This window comes from Buchnera aphidicola (Symydobius americanus), from assembly GCF_964059135.1.
In the GTDB taxonomy this organism is placed as follows: domain Bacteria; phylum Pseudomonadota; class Gammaproteobacteria; order Enterobacterales; family Enterobacteriaceae; genus Buchnera_L; species Buchnera_L aphidicola_AJ.
Map to the genome: position 1 here is coordinate 348,711 of NZ_OZ060393.1, position 16,688 is coordinate 365,398.

Annotated in this window: 15 protein-coding genes and 1 tRNA gene; 9 read left to right on the forward strand and 7 right to left on the reverse strand. The window is 21.2% G+C overall.

Annotated features, from left to right (window positions below; translation table 11 throughout):
• Nucleotides 1-13 precede the first annotated feature (13 nt).
• Nucleotides 14-3,439, forward strand: coding sequence for an exodeoxyribonuclease V subunit beta (gene recB / locus AB4W55_RS01620; protein ID WP_367672329.1), 3,426 nt, complete (start codon nt 14-16; stop codon nt 3,437-3,439).
• An 11-nt stretch (nt 3,440-3,450) separates the two neighbouring features.
• Nucleotides 3,451-5,253, forward strand: a complete 1,803-nt coding sequence (gene recD, locus AB4W55_RS01625) for an exodeoxyribonuclease V subunit alpha (RefSeq protein ID WP_367672330.1) — start codon at nt 3,451-3,453, stop codon at nt 5,251-5,253.
• Nucleotides 5,254-5,270: 17 nt separating this feature from the next.
• Here recD and AB4W55_RS01630 read toward each other — a convergent pair.
• Nucleotides 5,271-5,347 (reverse strand) — tRNA-Met (locus AB4W55_RS01630).
• A gap of 107 nt (nt 5,348-5,454) precedes the next feature.
• Here AB4W55_RS01630 and ribE point away from each other — a divergent pair.
• From ribE to nusB, 3 genes are all read left to right on the forward strand, one after another.
• Nucleotides 5,455-5,919, forward strand: coding sequence for a 6,7-dimethyl-8-ribityllumazine synthase (ribE, locus tag AB4W55_RS01635; RefSeq protein WP_367672798.1), 465 nt, complete (start codon nt 5,455-5,457; stop codon nt 5,917-5,919).
• Between the two features lie 88 nt (nt 5,920-6,007).
• The gene (gene ribD / locus AB4W55_RS01640) at nt 6,008-7,135 is read left to right on the forward strand and encodes a bifunctional diaminohydroxyphosphoribosylaminopyrimidine deaminase/5-amino-6-(5-phosphoribosylamino)uracil reductase RibD (RefSeq protein ID WP_367672331.1); all 1,128 of its coding nucleotides are present in this window, start codon (nt 6,008-6,010) and stop codon (nt 7,133-7,135) included.
• Between the two features lie 47 nt (nt 7,136-7,182).
• A complete protein-coding gene (gene nusB, locus AB4W55_RS01645; RefSeq protein WP_367672332.1) occupies nt 7,183-7,611 on the forward strand; it encodes a transcription antitermination factor NusB in 429 nt (142 codons plus the stop codon).
• Here nusB and AB4W55_RS01650 read toward each other — a convergent pair.
• Nucleotides 7,608-8,975, reverse strand: a complete 1,368-nt coding sequence (locus AB4W55_RS01650) for an MFS transporter (protein ID WP_367672333.1) — start codon at nt 8,973-8,975, stop codon at nt 7,608-7,610. The two genes, nusB and AB4W55_RS01650, sit on opposite strands and share 4 nt — an antisense overlap.
• Nucleotides 8,976-9,034: 59 nt before the next feature.
• Between AB4W55_RS01650 and AB4W55_RS01655 the strand changes: the two genes are divergently transcribed.
• A complete protein-coding gene (locus AB4W55_RS01655) occupies nt 9,035-9,334 on the forward strand; it encodes a TusE/DsrC/DsvC family sulfur relay protein (RefSeq protein ID WP_367672334.1) in 300 nt (99 codons plus the stop codon).
• Nucleotides 9,335-9,365: 31 nt separating this feature from the next.
• Here the strand turns inward: AB4W55_RS01655 and cyoE are convergent, their stop codons facing one another.
• From cyoE to cyoA, 5 genes are all read right to left on the reverse strand, one after another.
• On the reverse strand, nt 9,366-10,214 hold the full coding sequence (cyoE, locus tag AB4W55_RS01660; protein WP_367672335.1) for a heme o synthase: 849 nt from the start codon (nt 10,212-10,214) through the stop codon (nt 9,366-9,368).
• Nucleotides 10,215-10,223: 9 nt separating this feature from the next.
• Nucleotides 10,224-10,634, reverse strand: a complete 411-nt coding sequence (gene cyoD / locus AB4W55_RS01665) for a cytochrome o ubiquinol oxidase subunit IV (RefSeq protein ID WP_367672336.1) — start codon at nt 10,632-10,634, stop codon at nt 10,224-10,226.
• Nucleotides 10,550-11,158: a cytochrome c oxidase subunit 3 gene (locus AB4W55_RS01670; RefSeq protein WP_367672337.1), complete on the reverse strand. Its 609-nt coding sequence runs from the start codon at nt 11,156-11,158 to the stop codon at nt 10,550-10,552. The genes cyoD and AB4W55_RS01670 overlap by 85 nt, the downstream gene beginning before the upstream one ends.
• On the reverse strand, nt 11,139-13,127 hold the full coding sequence (cyoB, locus tag AB4W55_RS01675) for a cytochrome o ubiquinol oxidase subunit I (protein ID WP_367672339.1): 1,989 nt from the start codon (nt 13,125-13,127) through the stop codon (nt 11,139-11,141). Before cyoB ends, AB4W55_RS01670 begins: the two co-directional genes overlap by 20 nt.
• 77 nt (nt 13,128-13,204) lie before the next feature.
• Nucleotides 13,205-14,053 carry a ubiquinol oxidase subunit II gene (cyoA, locus tag AB4W55_RS01680; protein ID WP_367672341.1) on the reverse strand — a complete coding sequence of 283 codons (849 nt, stop codon included), beginning with the start codon at nt 14,051-14,053 and terminating at the stop codon, nt 13,205-13,207.
• 163 nt (nt 14,054-14,216) lie between these two features.
• Between cyoA and AB4W55_RS01685 the strand changes: the two genes are divergently transcribed.
• From AB4W55_RS01685 to clpP, 3 genes are all read left to right on the forward strand, one after another.
• On the forward strand, nt 14,217-14,498 hold the full coding sequence (locus AB4W55_RS01685; protein WP_367672342.1) for a BolA/IbaG family iron-sulfur metabolism protein: 282 nt from the start codon (nt 14,217-14,219) through the stop codon (nt 14,496-14,498).
• Nucleotides 14,499-14,685: 187 nt separating this feature from the next.
• Nucleotides 14,686-15,996, forward strand: a complete 1,311-nt coding sequence (locus AB4W55_RS01690) for a trigger factor (protein WP_367672344.1) — start codon at nt 14,686-14,688, stop codon at nt 15,994-15,996.
• 60 nt (nt 15,997-16,056) lie between these two features.
• On the forward strand, nt 16,057-16,686 hold the full coding sequence (gene clpP, locus AB4W55_RS01695) for an ATP-dependent Clp endopeptidase proteolytic subunit ClpP (RefSeq protein ID WP_367672345.1): 630 nt from the start codon (nt 16,057-16,059) through the stop codon (nt 16,684-16,686).
• Nucleotides 16,687-16,688 lie beyond the last annotated feature (2 nt).

A 16,688-nucleotide genomic window follows, 5' to 3' on the forward strand; every position in this document is an offset into this window, starting at 1 on the left:
TCAAGTATTTTAAATGAACAAAATAATCAAAAAACTGTTTGATGTAATCAATACTCCTATCAAAAATATTTGTTTAATTGAAGCTTCAGCAGGAACCGGAAAAACATTAACAATATGTTTATTATATTTAAGAATATTAATAGGAATAAATACTAAGAGATACCCCATAAATAATATTTTAGTAGTGACATTTACTAAATTAGCACAAAAAGAATTATTTAAACGAATTAAAAATTACATTTATGATTTAAAAAAATCGTGTCTTAAAAAAGAAATTCATAAACATTCTGTATTAAAAATAATTTTTAATGAAATAAAAGACTTTAAAAAAACTTATATCAAATTACAAATCGCAGAAAATAATTTCAATCAATCCTGCATATATACTATAGATGCATTTTTTTTTAAAATATTGAATTTCAATACATTTGATTCAAAAATAGAATGTCAAAAACATGTTATAAAAAATCAACAAGAAATATATTTAAAATCCGCAATTCAATACTGGAGAAAATATTATTATTCTCTCCCAACAGGTATAACATATATAATATATACTCATTGGTATACACCAGAAAATTTAATATTCAAAATAATCCCCTGGGTTAAAAAATATCAAGAAAAAAAAGTAACTATAAAATTTGAAAATTTTGAAAAAATACATCAATACTATAAAAAATTTGATATCCTATTAAATACAATTAAGAAAAACTGGAAAAAACAAAAAAAATACATTCTAAATTTTATTAATAAAAATACAGATAATAAAAAAATATACAATACAAAAAATATTTCAAATTGGATAAAAAAAATATCAAAATGGGCTAGTATAAATAATGATATAAAAAAATATAATATTCCAAATGAATTAAAATATTTTAAAAATAAAAAAATAATAAAATACATAAAAGATAAAAAAAAACATCAAAATATATTTTTAAAAAAAATTGAATTATTATTTAATAATTTATCAAAAATTAACCAATTAATAATAAATCACGCTATTTCAAAAATATTTAAAATATTTAATCATATAAAAAAAATAAATCGCATATCTGATTTTGAAGATTTATTAAATAAAACTAATGCATATATTAAAAAAAATGACTTAAAAAAAACACTCCAAAAAAAATACCCAATAGCATTTATAGATGAATTTCAAGATACTAACCAAAAACAATTTAATATATTTAAAACAATTTATGAAGAAAAAAGAAATGCATTAATATTAATTGGCGACCCCAAACAATCTATTTATGAATTTCGCGGAGCAAATATTTTAAATTACCTAAAAATACAATCAAAAATCTATCAACATTATATTTTAAATACCAATTGGCGATCATCTTTTGAAATAAATGAAGGAATCAATATTTTATTTAATCGATTTAAGTATCCATTTATTTTAAAAAAAATTCAATTTATTCCAACACATTCTCCTAAAAAAAACAAAAATATAAAATTTATAATTAATAAAATTCAATATCCTGCTTTTAAAATAATATGTCATAAAAAAAAACAATCTCTTCAAGAATATAGAGAATGGATTGCAAAAATATGCGCTAAAAATATTTTATACTGGTTAAAAGAAGCAAAAAAAAATAATGCTTGTATTAAAATAAATCATAATATAAAAACATTAAAAAAAAAACACATTGCAATACTAGTACGTAATAAAATAGAATCACAAATTATCATAAATGAACTAAATAATTTAAATATATCAAATATATATCTATCTGAAAAAAAAAATATTTTTCAAAGTAAAGAAGCAAATGAAATATTATGGATATTAAAGGCTATTTTAAATGTAAAAAATATAAATTACTTAAAACGCGCTTGTTTCAGCAATATAATTAAAAAAACATTTAATGAAATTTTTTATTTAGATAAAGATTATAAAAAATTTTCATATATTATAAAAGAATTTCAAAACTATTATAAAATATTAAATACATTTGGAATTTTAAATTTAATTCAATTACTTGCATCAGAATATATTAAAAAACAAGAAAAAACTGATAATATTAAAGTTAATAACATGATACATATAGGAAAATTATTACATGAAAAATTTGAATGCTATTATTATTATTCAGAATTAATAATTTGGTTTGAAAATAAAATATCTCATATAAAATCCATCAACCCAAAAAATACAATTAATATATTAAATGATCAAAAAAACATTCATATTCTTTCAATTCATAAATCAAAAGGATTAGAGTATCCAATTATATGGATTCCATTTGGAATAAATGCGATTAAACATAATCAAAACAATACTTTAACATTATCTGAAGAAATTAGATTACTATATGTTGCATGTACTCGCGCAATGATACATTGTAGTATAGGTATAAGTTATTTAAATAAAAAAGATACAATAAATAAAAAAATAGAAAATATTCCATTAAAATATATTATACAATGTGGAGAAAAAAAAAATTTCTTTCAATTTAAGGAAGAATTAAAAAATATCAGTCAAAAAAACATTATAGAAATCGAAACAAATACAGAAATTGATGAATCTTATATAGATATTAATGAAGATAAAAAAAAAATAATACAGAAATCGCCTAATATAACAACAAAATATATAAAACAAAAACTTTATTATGGAGAAAATACAAGTTTCTCAAAAATAAAAAAAAAATACAAAAATAAACAATCATTATCTAGTGATATAAAATATTATACAAAATCTTACTTAAACAAATATAAAAATTCCTCTAATAATATTCATAAATTTCCTAGAGGAAAAAAAACTGGAATTTTTTTACATAAAATATTAAAAAATACTGAATTTCAAAAACAAATAAATGTAATATGGTTATTAAAAACATTAAAAAAAGAAAAAATATCAAAAAAATGGTTTAAAATATTAAATAATTGGTATGAAGATATTGTACATAAAACACTAAATAATGAATCACTAAAGTTATCAAAAATTAATCCCAATAAATGCATCAAAGAAGTAAAATTTTATATACCCATAAAAACAGGAATTAGTAGCAAAAAAATACAAACAATCCTTAAGAATTACAATAATAATATTAATTTAAATCACTCAATAAATTTCAAAAACATTAAAGGTATGTTACACGGTACAATTGATTTAATATTCTATTGGAAAAAAAAATATTATCTAATGGATTACAAATCAAACTGGTTAGGAGAAGATAATAGTTTTTATACAATAAAAAATATAAAACATGAAATACTAAAAAATAATTATGATTTACAATATCAATTGTATTCTTTAGCATTACACCGATATTTAAAAATAAAAATTAAAAAATATTCATTCATTAAACATTTTGGTGGTATATTTTATATATTTTTACGTGGTATGGAAAAAAAATCTAAAAATTCTGGTGTTTTTTTTCATCAACCAAACATATCTTTTATTACAGAACTGGATAATTTATTTAATTAAATTAATATCAAATGATAAAATTATTACAAATTGCTGTTAAAAAATCTTTAATCAGATTATTTGATTTAGAATTCGGATATTTAATATCTCAAAAAAAAAATAATCTAACTATGTTAGTAAGTGCATGTTTAAGTTATGCAAGTTATATGGGAAATTCCTGTTTACCAATATCAATATTTGAAAAAAAAAATTTTTTTCCAAAAAAAGAAATAATATTAATTAAAAAAATATTAAATAAAATTAATAACATAAAAAACTGGAAACAAGAACTACTAAAAGATAAAAATATTAGTCATGAAAAATATGATACACCATTAATAATTTATAAAAACAAAATATACTTAAATAAAATCTGGAAAATTGAAAAAAAAATAGTTAATTTTATTAAAAAAAATAATATTCAATCAAAATATTTCTTAAAATATACTAATGAAATAAAAAATATACTATTTCAAATTACCGAAAATCAACAAAAAAAAGCTATTGCATTAGCAATGATAAAAAAAATTACTTTTATCATAGGAGGACCTGGAACCGGGAAAACTACCATCATAAAAAAAATACTAGATATTATAATAAATTTAGATAAAAATATTTTAAACATTAAAATAGCTGCGTATACAGGAAAAGCAACATGCAGAATTAATGAAACACTTAAAAAAAATATAAACTATAGAAATATTAAAGCTATAACATTGCATAATTTGATTGGTATAAAATATAATTCCAAACACAATTATTTTAATACTAATAATAAAATATTAGTAGACATATTAATTATAGATGAAACATCTATGATTGATTTATTTACCATGAATAAATTAATTGACGCATTACCTAATTATACAGAAATTATATTTTTAGGAGATATAAATCAATTATCTTCAATAGAAAATGGATCAATCTTGAAAGATATTTGTTATTATGCAAAAAATACATACACTGAAAAAACAAAAAATTTACTTGAAAAAATTACAGATTGTAAAATAAAAATAAATAATAATTTTATTACAAATATTACCGATTGTATCTATATTTTAAAAAAAACATATAGATTTAAAAAAAACAATTATATTAAAAAACTTTCTAATTCTATATTAAAAAATGATAATAATATAATAAACAAAATTATAAATGGTAAATTTTATAATATAAATTATTATAATATAAATACGGATAAAAAATATAAAAATATGATACAGTATATCATACTGATGTATTCAAAATATTTAAATAAATTAAATACTGAATACTCCAAAGAAAAAATAATTCAATTATTTAATAAATATCAAGTATTATGTGCAATACATAATGGAGCATTTTCTACAAATGAAATTAATCAAAATATTGAAAATAATATAATTATAAAATATAAAATTAAGAAATATTGGATAAATAATGATTTTTGGTATCATGGAAGACCAATTATGATCCAAAAAAATAATAAATATTTAAATTTATTTAATGGGGATATTGGAATTACTATGTATAATCAAAAAAACCAACTAGAATTTTTTTTCTTACATAAAAAGAACAAATTAAAAAAAATACCCATTTACTTACTAGATCAAAAAGAATATGAAATTCCATGGAGTATAACAATACATAAATCACAAGGATCAGAATTTAAAAATATTATTATTATTTTACCAAAAATATTTAAAGATATATTAAACAAAGAACTAATATATACTGCAATAACAAGATCTAAAAAAAAAATTACAATATTCTCGGATAAAAATATCTTAAAAAAAACCTTGAAAAACGAAAATATAAGATTTAGTGGGATAAAAGATTTAATAAGGGATAAATAAATTGAATATAAAAAAAATGGTTGCGGGAGCTGGATTTGAACCAACGACCTTCGGGTTATGAGCCCGACGAGCTACCAAACTGCTCCATCCCGCGACTATTTATAAATTATACATGATATAAAAATAAATATCAACAATTAAAATATTTTTTTTTAAGAGAAAATAATGAATATAAAAAATAATCATCTTGAACAACAAAACATATCAATTATTCAAGGAAAGGTTACATCTGAAACATCTAAAATAGCAATTATAATATCAAGATTTAATGAATTTATTAATGAAAATTTATTAAGAGGAGCTGTAGATACTTTAAATAGAATAGGAAATATACATTATAACAACATTACTGTTATTAAGATACCTGGGGCATATGAAATACCAATTATTGCAAATAAAATTGCAAGTTTGAAAAAATATGATGGAATAATAACATTAGGAACAATTATTAAAGGAGAAACTATGCATTTTGAAATACTTTCAGGAATAGTTAGTACTAAAATATCAGAAATTAGTATAAATCACAATATACCTATTACACTTGGGATATTAATAACTAATACTATCGAACAAGCAATAAATAGAGCAGGAAACAAATTTGGAAATAAAGGAAATGAAGCAGCATTATCTCTTCTAGAGACAATTAATGTACTTAAAATACTATAAACATTTTAACTAAATTAAAAAAAATGCATAAATTCATCAAACTTTAAACAATTAAATATATACAATAAATATATTTTAAAAAATACATATGAAAAAAATACTAAAAAATCAAAATAAGATAAAACAAAAAGATATATTTTATATGAAAAAAGCAATTAAATTATCAAAAAAAGGAGAATATACAACAGATCCAAATCCAAATGTTGGATGTGTAATTGTAAAAAAAAAAAAAATAGTCGGCATAGGATGGCACGAAAAATATGGAACAAATCATGCAGAAGTAAATGCTATTAATATGGCTGGAAAACTAGCAAAAAATGGAACAGCATATGTATCACTTGAACCATGTAATCACTTCGGAAAAACCCCGCCCTGTTGTCAAGCTATTGTAAAATCTGGAATTAAAAGAGTTGTAATATCTTCAATGGATCCTAACCCTAAAGTATCCGGAAAAGGAGTAAAATTTTTAAAAAAATCAGGTATTTTAATAACTACAGGAATCTTAAAAAAACAGTCAGAATACATAAATAGAGGTTTCTTAAAACGAATGAAAACTGGACTACCATGGATTCAATTGAAATTAGCTATTTCAATAGATGGTAGAACTGCTATGAAAAATGGTGAAAGCAAATGGATTACTTCAAATCATGCAAGAAAAGATGTTCATAAATTTCGGTCGAAAAGTTCAGCAATAATTAGTACAAGCAATACTATTTTAACAGATAATCCACTATTAACGGCAAGATATAAAATAAAAAATAATGATAAAATCAAACAACCAATTAGAATTATTGTAGATAGTCAAAATCGAGTTAAACCATATCATAATTTAATTAAACAAACAGAAAAAATATGGTTAATACGATTAAAAAAAGATAATGAAACTTGGCCGAATCACGTTCAACAAATATTAATTCCATCCTATAAAAAAAAAATTAATTTAATTAAACTATTTTACATGTTAGGAAAAAAAGAAATTAATACAATATGGATTGAATCCGGATCAATATTCTTCAGTAAAATATTAAACCTGGGTATAGCAGACGAAATAATCTTTTATATAGCAACAAAAATGCTAGGAGATACAGGAAAACCATCATTTATTACAAATAAAATTACTAATTTAAAAAATGTACCGAATTTTCGATTAGAAAAAATTAAACGTATTGGTCCTGATATTAAAATAATTTTAAAACCATATATCAAAAATCAATAAAATACAATCAAATAAAATAATCAAAAATATTTTACATAGGAAAATACATGAAACAGGAAGCAAGAAAAAATGCAAGAAAATATGCTATGCAAGCAATTTACTCTTGGGAATTATCCAAAAATTCTACAATAGAGATTATTAAACAATATAAGAAAATTTTTTACAAAAAAAATATAGATCTAACATATTTTAATGAATTAATTACAAATATTATTATACATTATAAAATTCTAGATGAATTAATTCAAAACAACTTAGAACAAAAATTTTCAAGATTAGGTCAAATCGAAAAAGCAATACTTAGAATTGCTTTTTACGAATTATTAAACAGATTCGATATTCCATACAAAGTATCCATTAATGAAGGAATTGAATTAGCCAAAATATTTGGATCAAGAGACAGTCATAAATTTATTAATAGTATTTTAGATAAAGGAGCAAAAAACATACGAGTAAATAAAATCAAAAAATTTTAAAAATTATTTTTAAGAAAATCTTTTACCTTTTTTCTATTAATTTTTTTACTATCAATTTTAAAACTTAAAGTATTGAGTTCATAATTATATTGTACAAAAAGTATACCAGGAAGTAAGTGAATTTTTTTTTGAATCTCAGTACTATAAATAAAATTATTATTCATGTTTATAGAAAAGCTAACAATATAAATTGGAGGAGAAATAAAAATAAATATCAATAACCAAATAATAGCAGTAAATATTCCAAATAAACAAACTGCGCTCAAATTAAAAATCTTATAAAAAAAACCACCTAATATTCCACCAAAAGCAATACCTAAAAATTGACTAGTAGAATAAAAACTCATGATAATGCTTTTATATTCTATTGGAAGTATTTTTATTAAAAGAGAAGGTAAAAATGATTCACATAAAATAAAAGAAATGAAGAACAATTGCATTCCTATAAAAAATATTAAAAAATCTTTTTCAAAAAAATAAAAAAAACTATCTGATATAATAAATAATACAATAAATATATTCATTAAAAATTTTATATAACATTGTACTTCAGAATATAAAATTATTGGAATAGAAAATATTAAAGAAATGATAATTACTATTAAATAAATCTTCCAATGCTGACAAAAAAGGTAACCAAAAAATTCTATTTTTTTAGGAATAATAATAAAATTTAATGTTAACAAAATATGTAAAAAAAATATACTTAAAATATAAGCAAAAATATCATAAGAGAACAATACATTTAATATACTTTTTGAATTGTAAGAGGCAAGGCGAGGAACATGCGAAATATAATAAGGAAAAACATAATATATAATAATCAATATTGATAGAATCGATAAAACTACAATTATTTGAAATAAACCCCTTAATCCTAAAAAAGGAATAATTACAGGACTAAATAAAATCGAAATTAAAAAAGAAATACCAAAACTTGCACCTACACAAGCAATAGATTTTGTATAATTTTGTTCACGAATACCACTTGCAAGAAAAGCAATAGATACCGAAGAAATAGCAGAAATACCCTGTAATCCTCTACCTATGATAAAAATATATATTGATGTACTACAAGAAGAAACTATACTTCCTATTAAAAAAATCAACAAACCTATTAAAATAGTTTTTTTATATCCAATTTTCTCTGAAAGTAATCCAAATGGAATTTGAAAAATAACCTGCATTAAACCATAAATGCCAACAGCACAACCGATTAAAAATTTATTTTCATGTTCTATAAAAATACCAGTTGTATTTATGGCCGGGATTACCATAAACATACCAATCATTCTCAAAATGAAAATTATGCACATCCCTATAGTAAGATTAATTTCATTTCGATTCATTTTATAATCATTCATATTAATTTTATTTTAATTTATTATATTCATGAAAAATAAATAATAAAATCACTTATAACATGCAAAAAAAAATAAATTATACAACCAACAAAATGTGGAATAATATCATAGCAAATAAAATTGCAAAACAAGAGTCTATAAATATGACTAAACAACATTGGGAAATTATAAACTTAATTAGAGATTTTTATCTTCAATTTCAAATTATTGCACCAAACAGAGTTTTATTAAAAATCATTCAAGAAAAACTTGGAAAAGAAAAAAGTAATAGCAAATATCTGTTATCACTATTTCCAAAAGGAATATCTAAACAAGCAAATAAAATTGCTGGATTACCAAAATCTAAAATATGTTTATAAAATATCACATAATATAAAAACGGTAAAACAATCAGACTGAACAAAAAATTAATACCATATTTAAACCTACAATAACACATAAAGAAAAATAAAATGATATACGAGCATAATAAAGACTATCAGAAATATAACATCTTACAGAAGTTAAAAACCAAAATATATTTAAAATAGATAATATTATTAATCCCATTAAATTAATATATTTAAAAAAATATAATAAAGTAACCAATATTTCAAAACAAAGTATATAAAAAATAATTTCTTTTATTGTTCTTGATATACCTTTTATAATAGAAATTACTGGTAAGCAAGATGATTTATAATCTTCAATGCGAAATATAAAAATCGAATAAGAATGTGGAACTTGCCACAAAACAAACATAATAAATAATATAATTGATTTAAAATCTACATAATTTGTTATCGAACAATATCCAATCATAAATGGAATAGCACCAGATAAACCACCAAATATTACAGAATATTCCGAATTTCTCTTGAGATATAAACTATACAAAATAACATAAATAAAAAAACCAAATAAAGACAATAAAAAAGTTAAAAAATTTACTAATAACAAAAACAAAAAACATCCTAAAAGAAATAAAAATATTCCATATATTTTTACATGAAATAACGGTAATAATGACTGTACTAAAACTCTGTGTTTAGTACGAGCCATTTTACAATCAATATCCATATCAATAATATTATTAAAAACACACGCGGATCCAATAATACAAATAGTAGCAAACAAAACAAAAATAAATTTAAAACTATTAGTATAATGTATGGAACAAAAAAACATCCCACCAATTACTGATATAAGATTAGCAAAAATAATTCTAGGTTTAATTAATTCTAAATAATATTTAATCACTTTATAATTTTAACTCATTAAATGATGATTTAAATTCCACATAATCCAAATTGAACCAAAAATAATAATAAATATTACTATTAAAGAAAAAATTAAAGATACAATAATCCAAGTATATTTTTTAGAAAAATTTAGATGTAAAAAATATTTTAAATGAATAAAAATTTGAAAAACAGCACATATAAGAAATATAAAAATTAAAAAATTCAATTTAAAATATTTTTTTTTCATGGCAATACAGAATGGAATGACAGTAAAAAAAAACGAAATGAAAAAGCCAATTATGTAAGAGTAAATTCTCTTATTCAACAAATTTTGTTGATTTATATTACTCATTATTTTATACTTCCAATTAAATAAACTATTGTAAAAACACAAATCCAAATAATATCTAAAAAATGCCAAAACAATCCCAAGCATAATGCACGAACATAAGATTTTAAAGTTAAACCTGATTGAAAAATTTGAAAAATAATTCCAAACATCCAAAATAAACCTATTAAAACATGAAAACCATGTATACCAATTAGAGTAAAAAAAGCAGACAAAAAACCATTTGATTGAGGTGAAAAACCTTTTTTAATTAAATTATAAAATTCATAAAACTCCATATATAAAAAAGAAAAACCTAAAAAAAAAGTTATCAAAAAAAATAAATAAACAAATAGTATTTTTTTATATTCTATACTAATCGAAAACATACCATAAGTTAATGCACTCAACAATAATAAAGTAGTTTCACAAAAAACAAATTTTAAATTAAAGAAATTTAAATGTATTTCCATACTATTAAACATAATTGCATAAACAGCAAAAATAGTAGCAAAAAATATACAATCACTCATTAAGTAAATCCATAAACCAAAAAGCTTTTTATCCGTTGATAAATCAAAAATATTGCCAATATTTTTATGTTTTCTATAATTATTTTTTCTTGGAATCATAAAATTTCCTTTTATTATTTAAATATTGATTTTCTATTTTTTTAACCTCCAAATAAGAAATAATATAATGATCATCAGACATGCTATATCTTAAAACTGCAACAAAAACACTTAAAACAGAAATAATACAAATCCACCAAATATGCCAAACCATTGCAAATCCAAACATTAAAGAAAGAAATCCTAATATAAATCCTAAAGAAGTATTTTTAGGTAATATAATATCACTATAAGAAATATCCTTTTTATAAAAAATACCTTTCTTTTTTTGATACCAAAAATCATCTATACTAGAAACTATAGGAATAATTGCAAAATTATAAAACGGTGGCGGAGAGGAAATAGACCATTCAAGAGTCCTTGCATCCCAAGGATCACCAGTATAATCACGATTTAATTCTCTATCCCTAATAGATATAAATAATTGAATAATTTGACAAATAATACCAAATAAAACAAATATTGCACCAATAGCTGAAATAACTAACATAGTATGAAATTTTCTATCAATATTTTGACTAATACGACGAGTCATCCCCATTAATCCTAAATAATATAATGGCATAAACGCCATAAAAAAACCAATTATCCATAAATAAAAAGAATATTTTCCCCATCGCTCATTCAGCTTAAAACCAAAAATTTTTGGAAACCAATATGTAATTCCTGCAAAACAACCAAATACAACACCCCCAATAATTACATTATGAAAATGAGCTACTAAAAATACACTATTATGTAAAATAAAATCTATGGCAGGTATAGATAATAATACTCCAGCCATTCCGCCAACAGTAAATGTTATTAAAAATCCAATAGTCCATAACATTGCGGAATGCATACGAACACGGCCTTGATACATTGTAAATAACCAATTAAATATTTTTACTCCTGTTGGAATAGCAATAATCATGGTAGTAATTCCAAAAAATGCATTAATATTAGCTCCTGCACCCATAGTAAAAAAATGATGCACCCATACTATAAAAGATAAAATAGTAATCGATATAGTAGCCCAAATTAATGATAGATAACCAAATAATGATTTTTTTGAAAAAGTAGATACCACTTCAGAAAAAACACCAAATGCAGGTAATATTAAAATATATACTTCTGGATGACCCCAGATCCAAATTAAATTAACATACATCATGGCATTTCCACCAAGATCATTAGTAAAAAAATGAAATCCACAGTAACGATCTAAACTTAATAAAATTAATGTTAAAGCTAATACAGGAAAAGCAGCAATAATTAATATATTTGAACAAAACGCAGTCCAAGTAAATACTGGCATTTTAAAAAGCGTCATACCAGGAGCTCGCATTTTTAAAATGGTAACTATGAAATTAATACCGCTCATAGTCGTTCCAACACCAGCAATTTGTAAACCCCAAATCCAGTAGTCAACTCCTACACCAGGACTATACTGTATACCAGATAAAGGAGGATAAGCCAACCAACCGGTTTTTGCAAATTCACCAATTGCTAAAGAAATATTAATTAACATAGCACCACTTGCTGTTAACCAAAAACTTAGGTTGTTTAAGAATGGAAAAGCTACATCTCTTGCTCCTATTTGTAATGGTATCACTAAATTCATTAATGCAACAACTAAAGGCATGGCAACAAAAAAAATCATAATTACACCATGAGCAGTAAATATTTGATCATAATGTTTTTCAGGTAAAAAACCAGAACTACCCATTGAAGCAAATGCTTGTTGCGCACGCATCATAATTGCATCAGTAAATCCTCGAAATAACATAATAAATGCTAAAATTAAATACATAACTGATATTTTTTTATGATCCACCGAAATACACCATTCTGACCATAAATATTTCCATTTTCCTAATTGAGTAATTTTTAAAACAATTAATAAACCAATTAAAATAACAATAATACAAGTTATCATAATAATAGGTTCATTATAAGGAATAGCATCCCAAGTTAAATTTCCAAACATTATCTTACTTTCCTTAATAAAAATGTTTTTATATATTTATAAATAATAAAATATGATTCATTTATAAAATAATGATATTATAGAGAACGATGTACTATCATATCAAATAATTGAGGACAAACATGTGAAAAATATCGAATACCAAAAAATATATTTTGATCAGATATGTTATGAAATTGATAAATATCATTTAAAATATTAGGAGATTTTTGAATTTTTTGCACCCAAACATTAAAAATATGATTATTAGGTACAACTAATACAGAAAATTTCATATTTGAAAAGCCTATTCCATTATAATTTGAAGCAAATCCGTAATATTTTTCTGGAAAAGAAGATATTAAATTTAATGTAGTTTTCATACCGGGCATTGCATAAATTTGACTCCCTAAGGAAGGAATAAAAAAAGAACTCATAACAGAATTTGAAGTAATATGAAATATTATAGGAGTATTAATAGGAAAAACAATTTCATTAATAGTTGCAATATTTTTATGAGGATATATAAACAACCATTTCCAATCCAATGATACTACATTAATTTCAATTGGAGCATTCCGAGATATAATAGATTTTTTAGGATCTAACGCATAAGTTGATTTATAAGAAATTGTACCTAAAATACAAATAATCAAAATAGGAATGAACCAAGTAAAAAATTCAATTTTATTAGAATGCGACCAATCAGGACTATATGGACTATTTTTATTAGAATCTCGATATTTATAAACAAATAAAATTGTCATTAATATTACAGGAATAACAATAATCATCATAATTAAAAATGACACAAAAATTATTTTATATTGTTGAATAGATATCTGACCAGAAGGATGAAAAATAGAATCATGACAACCACTTAATACAAACATGCCAAATATAGATATAATAATTTTAAAAAAATTTCTTTTAATAAAGGAAAGCATTTTAACCTCAAAATATATTTTAAATCATTTTAAAAATGATTTTATACTAAGATTAATATTATAAATTTTCAATTCTTTTATATTAATGATAAGTAATATTAAACTTGAAATTTTACAAATGTCTTGATATCCTATATAATAAATATGCTTATAAAATTTTAAAATGTTAGAAAGAATCAAAGGCCATTTTTACCCTGAATATATTAAAATTTATGATAATACAATATATCACAAAATAAAAAATAACAAAAAACACCTAACAATAATTATTGTAAGTAATAAATTTAAAAATCAAAAAATATTAAAAAGACATCAAGAAATATATAAAATACTATCAAGAGAAATAAATAATACAATTCATGCAATTTCTATGCACACATACACTCCAGAAGAATGGAAAAAAAAAAAATATTTTAAATTTATTAAATGCAAAAATAAAAAATAAAATCAATATATAATCAAAAAATATTAATTATTAAATTTATAAAATACATAAATTTATCTGTCTTATTTTAAATAAATTTTTAATTATTAAAAATTTCATAATATTAAAAAATATCTTTAATAACACATAAAATATTCAAAAACAAAACTTATATAAATTTAATTATTTAAAAAAAATAGGATAAAAAATGAAATTTTCTGTAAAAGAATTACCTGATTTTTCTAAAAAAATAACAATTACTATACCTTGGAATAATATAAAAGAAAATATTAAACAAGAATTAATTAATATTCAAAAAAAAACTACCATGAATGGATTTAGAACAAATAAAGTGCCTATTAAAATAATTCAAAAAAAATACGGAAATACAATTGAAAAAAATATATTAAAAAAAATTATGGAAGATAATTTAGAAAAAATTATAAAAAGAGAAAAAATAAATATTTTTAAAACAAATAAAATACATATTGAAAAATATAAAAAATCTTTTGATTTAATTTATTCTGTTAATCTTCAATACATACCAAATATCGATTTAAAACAACTAAAAAATATAAATATTAAAAAATTATTAATCGAAATTGATTCAACAGATATAGAAAAAACAATCGAAACATTTCGAAAAAAAGAAATATGTTGGAAAACTACAACATCTTGTATTAAAAAAAATAATAAAATTACTACAGATATTTCTATATCTGATAATCAAAACACTTATCATATTAAACAATTTAAATTTATTACATGCCAAAATATAATTATAAAAAAAGTAGAAAAAGAATTTTTGAATAAAAAAATGGGAGACAAGTTTTCAATTTCAATCAAAATACCTCAAAATCATCCAGATCTAAATTTCCAAGGAAAAGAAATACATGTTAATATTAATATTAAACAAGTGGAATGTGCAATTAAAAAATATTCAAAAAAAGAATTTATCGAATATTTAACCAATAAATTTCAATTAAAATTAAAAACAAAAAAAAATGAAATACATTCAATCATTCAAGAAAATTTAATAAAAGAAGCAAATCGCTTATCAAATGAATACTTTAATTATCAAATTATTAACCAATTAAATCTATTAAAAATTATTAAAATCCCTAATATTCTTTTAGAACAAGAAATAAATATAATAAAAAAAAGTATATATAAAGAATATATTGAAAATAAAGGAAATATATTAGAATTAATATATTGGAAGGACATTTCAAAACAGGCTTACGATCAAATATATCATTTTATGATAATACAAGCAATTATCTATCAAACCAATATTATAGTAAAAAAAACCGAAATTCAAAATTACATTCATAAAATAAATGAAAATTCTCTTAAAAATATTCAATATAGTCAAAAACAATATCATAATATAGTAAATAATGTATATAATATTATTTTACAAAATAAATTACAAAATATATTTTTAAAATTATTTAATATTATTCAAAAAAAATGTAATTTTCAACAATTAATAAAAAAAATAAAAAAAACTAATTAATAATTTATTCAGATATAATATTATAAATTATATAATCAATTAAACTATCAGAGAAAAAATATGTTTTATCCAAGAAATCAAAATAAAAATTCAGAAATCATGCATCTAATACCCATGGTAATTAAAAAAACTTCAAAAGGAGAACGTGTATATGATATATATTCCCGTCTGCTTAAAGAAAGGATAATCTTTATTACAGGAAGTATTGAAGAAAATATGTCTAATACAATTATAGCTCAAATGTTATTCCTTGAATCGGAAAATCCAAAAAAAGATATTTTTTTATATATTAATTCGCCAGGGGGAATTATTACTGCTGGAATGTCTATATATGATACCATGCAGTTTATTAGCCCAGATATAAGCACAATATGCGTTGGACAAGCATGTTCTATGGCTGCAATATTATTATGTGCTGGAAAAAAGGGGAAGAGATTTTGCTTAAAAAATTCTAATATTATGATTCATCAACCATTAGGTGGATTTCAAGGACAAGCATCAGATATTATAATTCATACACAGGAAATTATAAAAGCTAAGAATAAATTAAATAAAATTTTATCCTTACATACAGGACAGTTAATTGAAAAAATAGAAAAAGACACAGAAAGAGATCGGTTTTTTAACGCCAACGAATCAATTGAATACGGATTAATTGATTCAATCTTAAAATCCAGAAAAATAAACTAAAT

Excerpts from the sequence above, each read along its gene's own strand:
- AB4W55_RS01650 (WP_367672333.1), bottom strand. The coding sequence starts at position 8,975 with ATGAATGATTATAAAATGAATCGAAATGAAATTAATCTTACTATAGGG.
- AB4W55_RS01670 (WP_367672337.1), bottom strand. The coding sequence starts at position 11,158 with ATGATTCCAAGAAAAAATAATTATAGAAAACATAAAAATATTGGCAAT.
- nusB (WP_367672332.1), top strand. The coding sequence starts at position 7,183 with ATGAAACAGGAAGCAAGAAAAAATGCAAGAAAATATGCTATGCAAGCA.
- AB4W55_RS01685 (WP_367672342.1), top strand. The coding sequence starts at position 14,217 with ATGTTAGAAAGAATCAAAGGCCATTTTTACCCTGAATATATTAAAATT.
- AB4W55_RS01655 (WP_367672334.1), top strand. The coding sequence starts at position 9,035 with ATGCAAAAAAAAATAAATTATACAACCAACAAAATGTGGAATAATATC.
- cyoA (WP_367672341.1), bottom strand. The coding sequence starts at position 14,053 with ATGCTTTCCTTTATTAAAAGAAATTTTTTTAAAATTATTATATCTATA.
- clpP (WP_367672345.1), top strand. The coding sequence starts at position 16,057 with ATGTTTTATCCAAGAAATCAAAATAAAAATTCAGAAATCATGCATCTA.
- recB (WP_367672329.1), top strand. The coding sequence starts at position 14 with ATGAACAAAATAATCAAAAAACTGTTTGATGTAATCAATACTCCTATC.
- cyoB (WP_367672339.1), bottom strand. The coding sequence starts at position 13,127 with ATGTTTGGAAATTTAACTTGGGATGCTATTCCTTATAATGAACCTATT.
- recD (WP_367672330.1), top strand. The coding sequence starts at position 3,451 with ATGATAAAATTATTACAAATTGCTGTTAAAAAATCTTTAATCAGATTA.
- AB4W55_RS01690 (WP_367672344.1), top strand. The coding sequence starts at position 14,686 with ATGAAATTTTCTGTAAAAGAATTACCTGATTTTTCTAAAAAAATAACA.
- cyoD (WP_367672336.1), bottom strand. The coding sequence starts at position 10,634 with ATGCTTGGGATTGTTTTGGCATTTTTTAGATATTATTTGGATTTGTGT.
- ribD (WP_367672331.1), top strand. The coding sequence starts at position 6,008 with ATGAAAAAAATACTAAAAAATCAAAATAAGATAAAACAAAAAGATATA.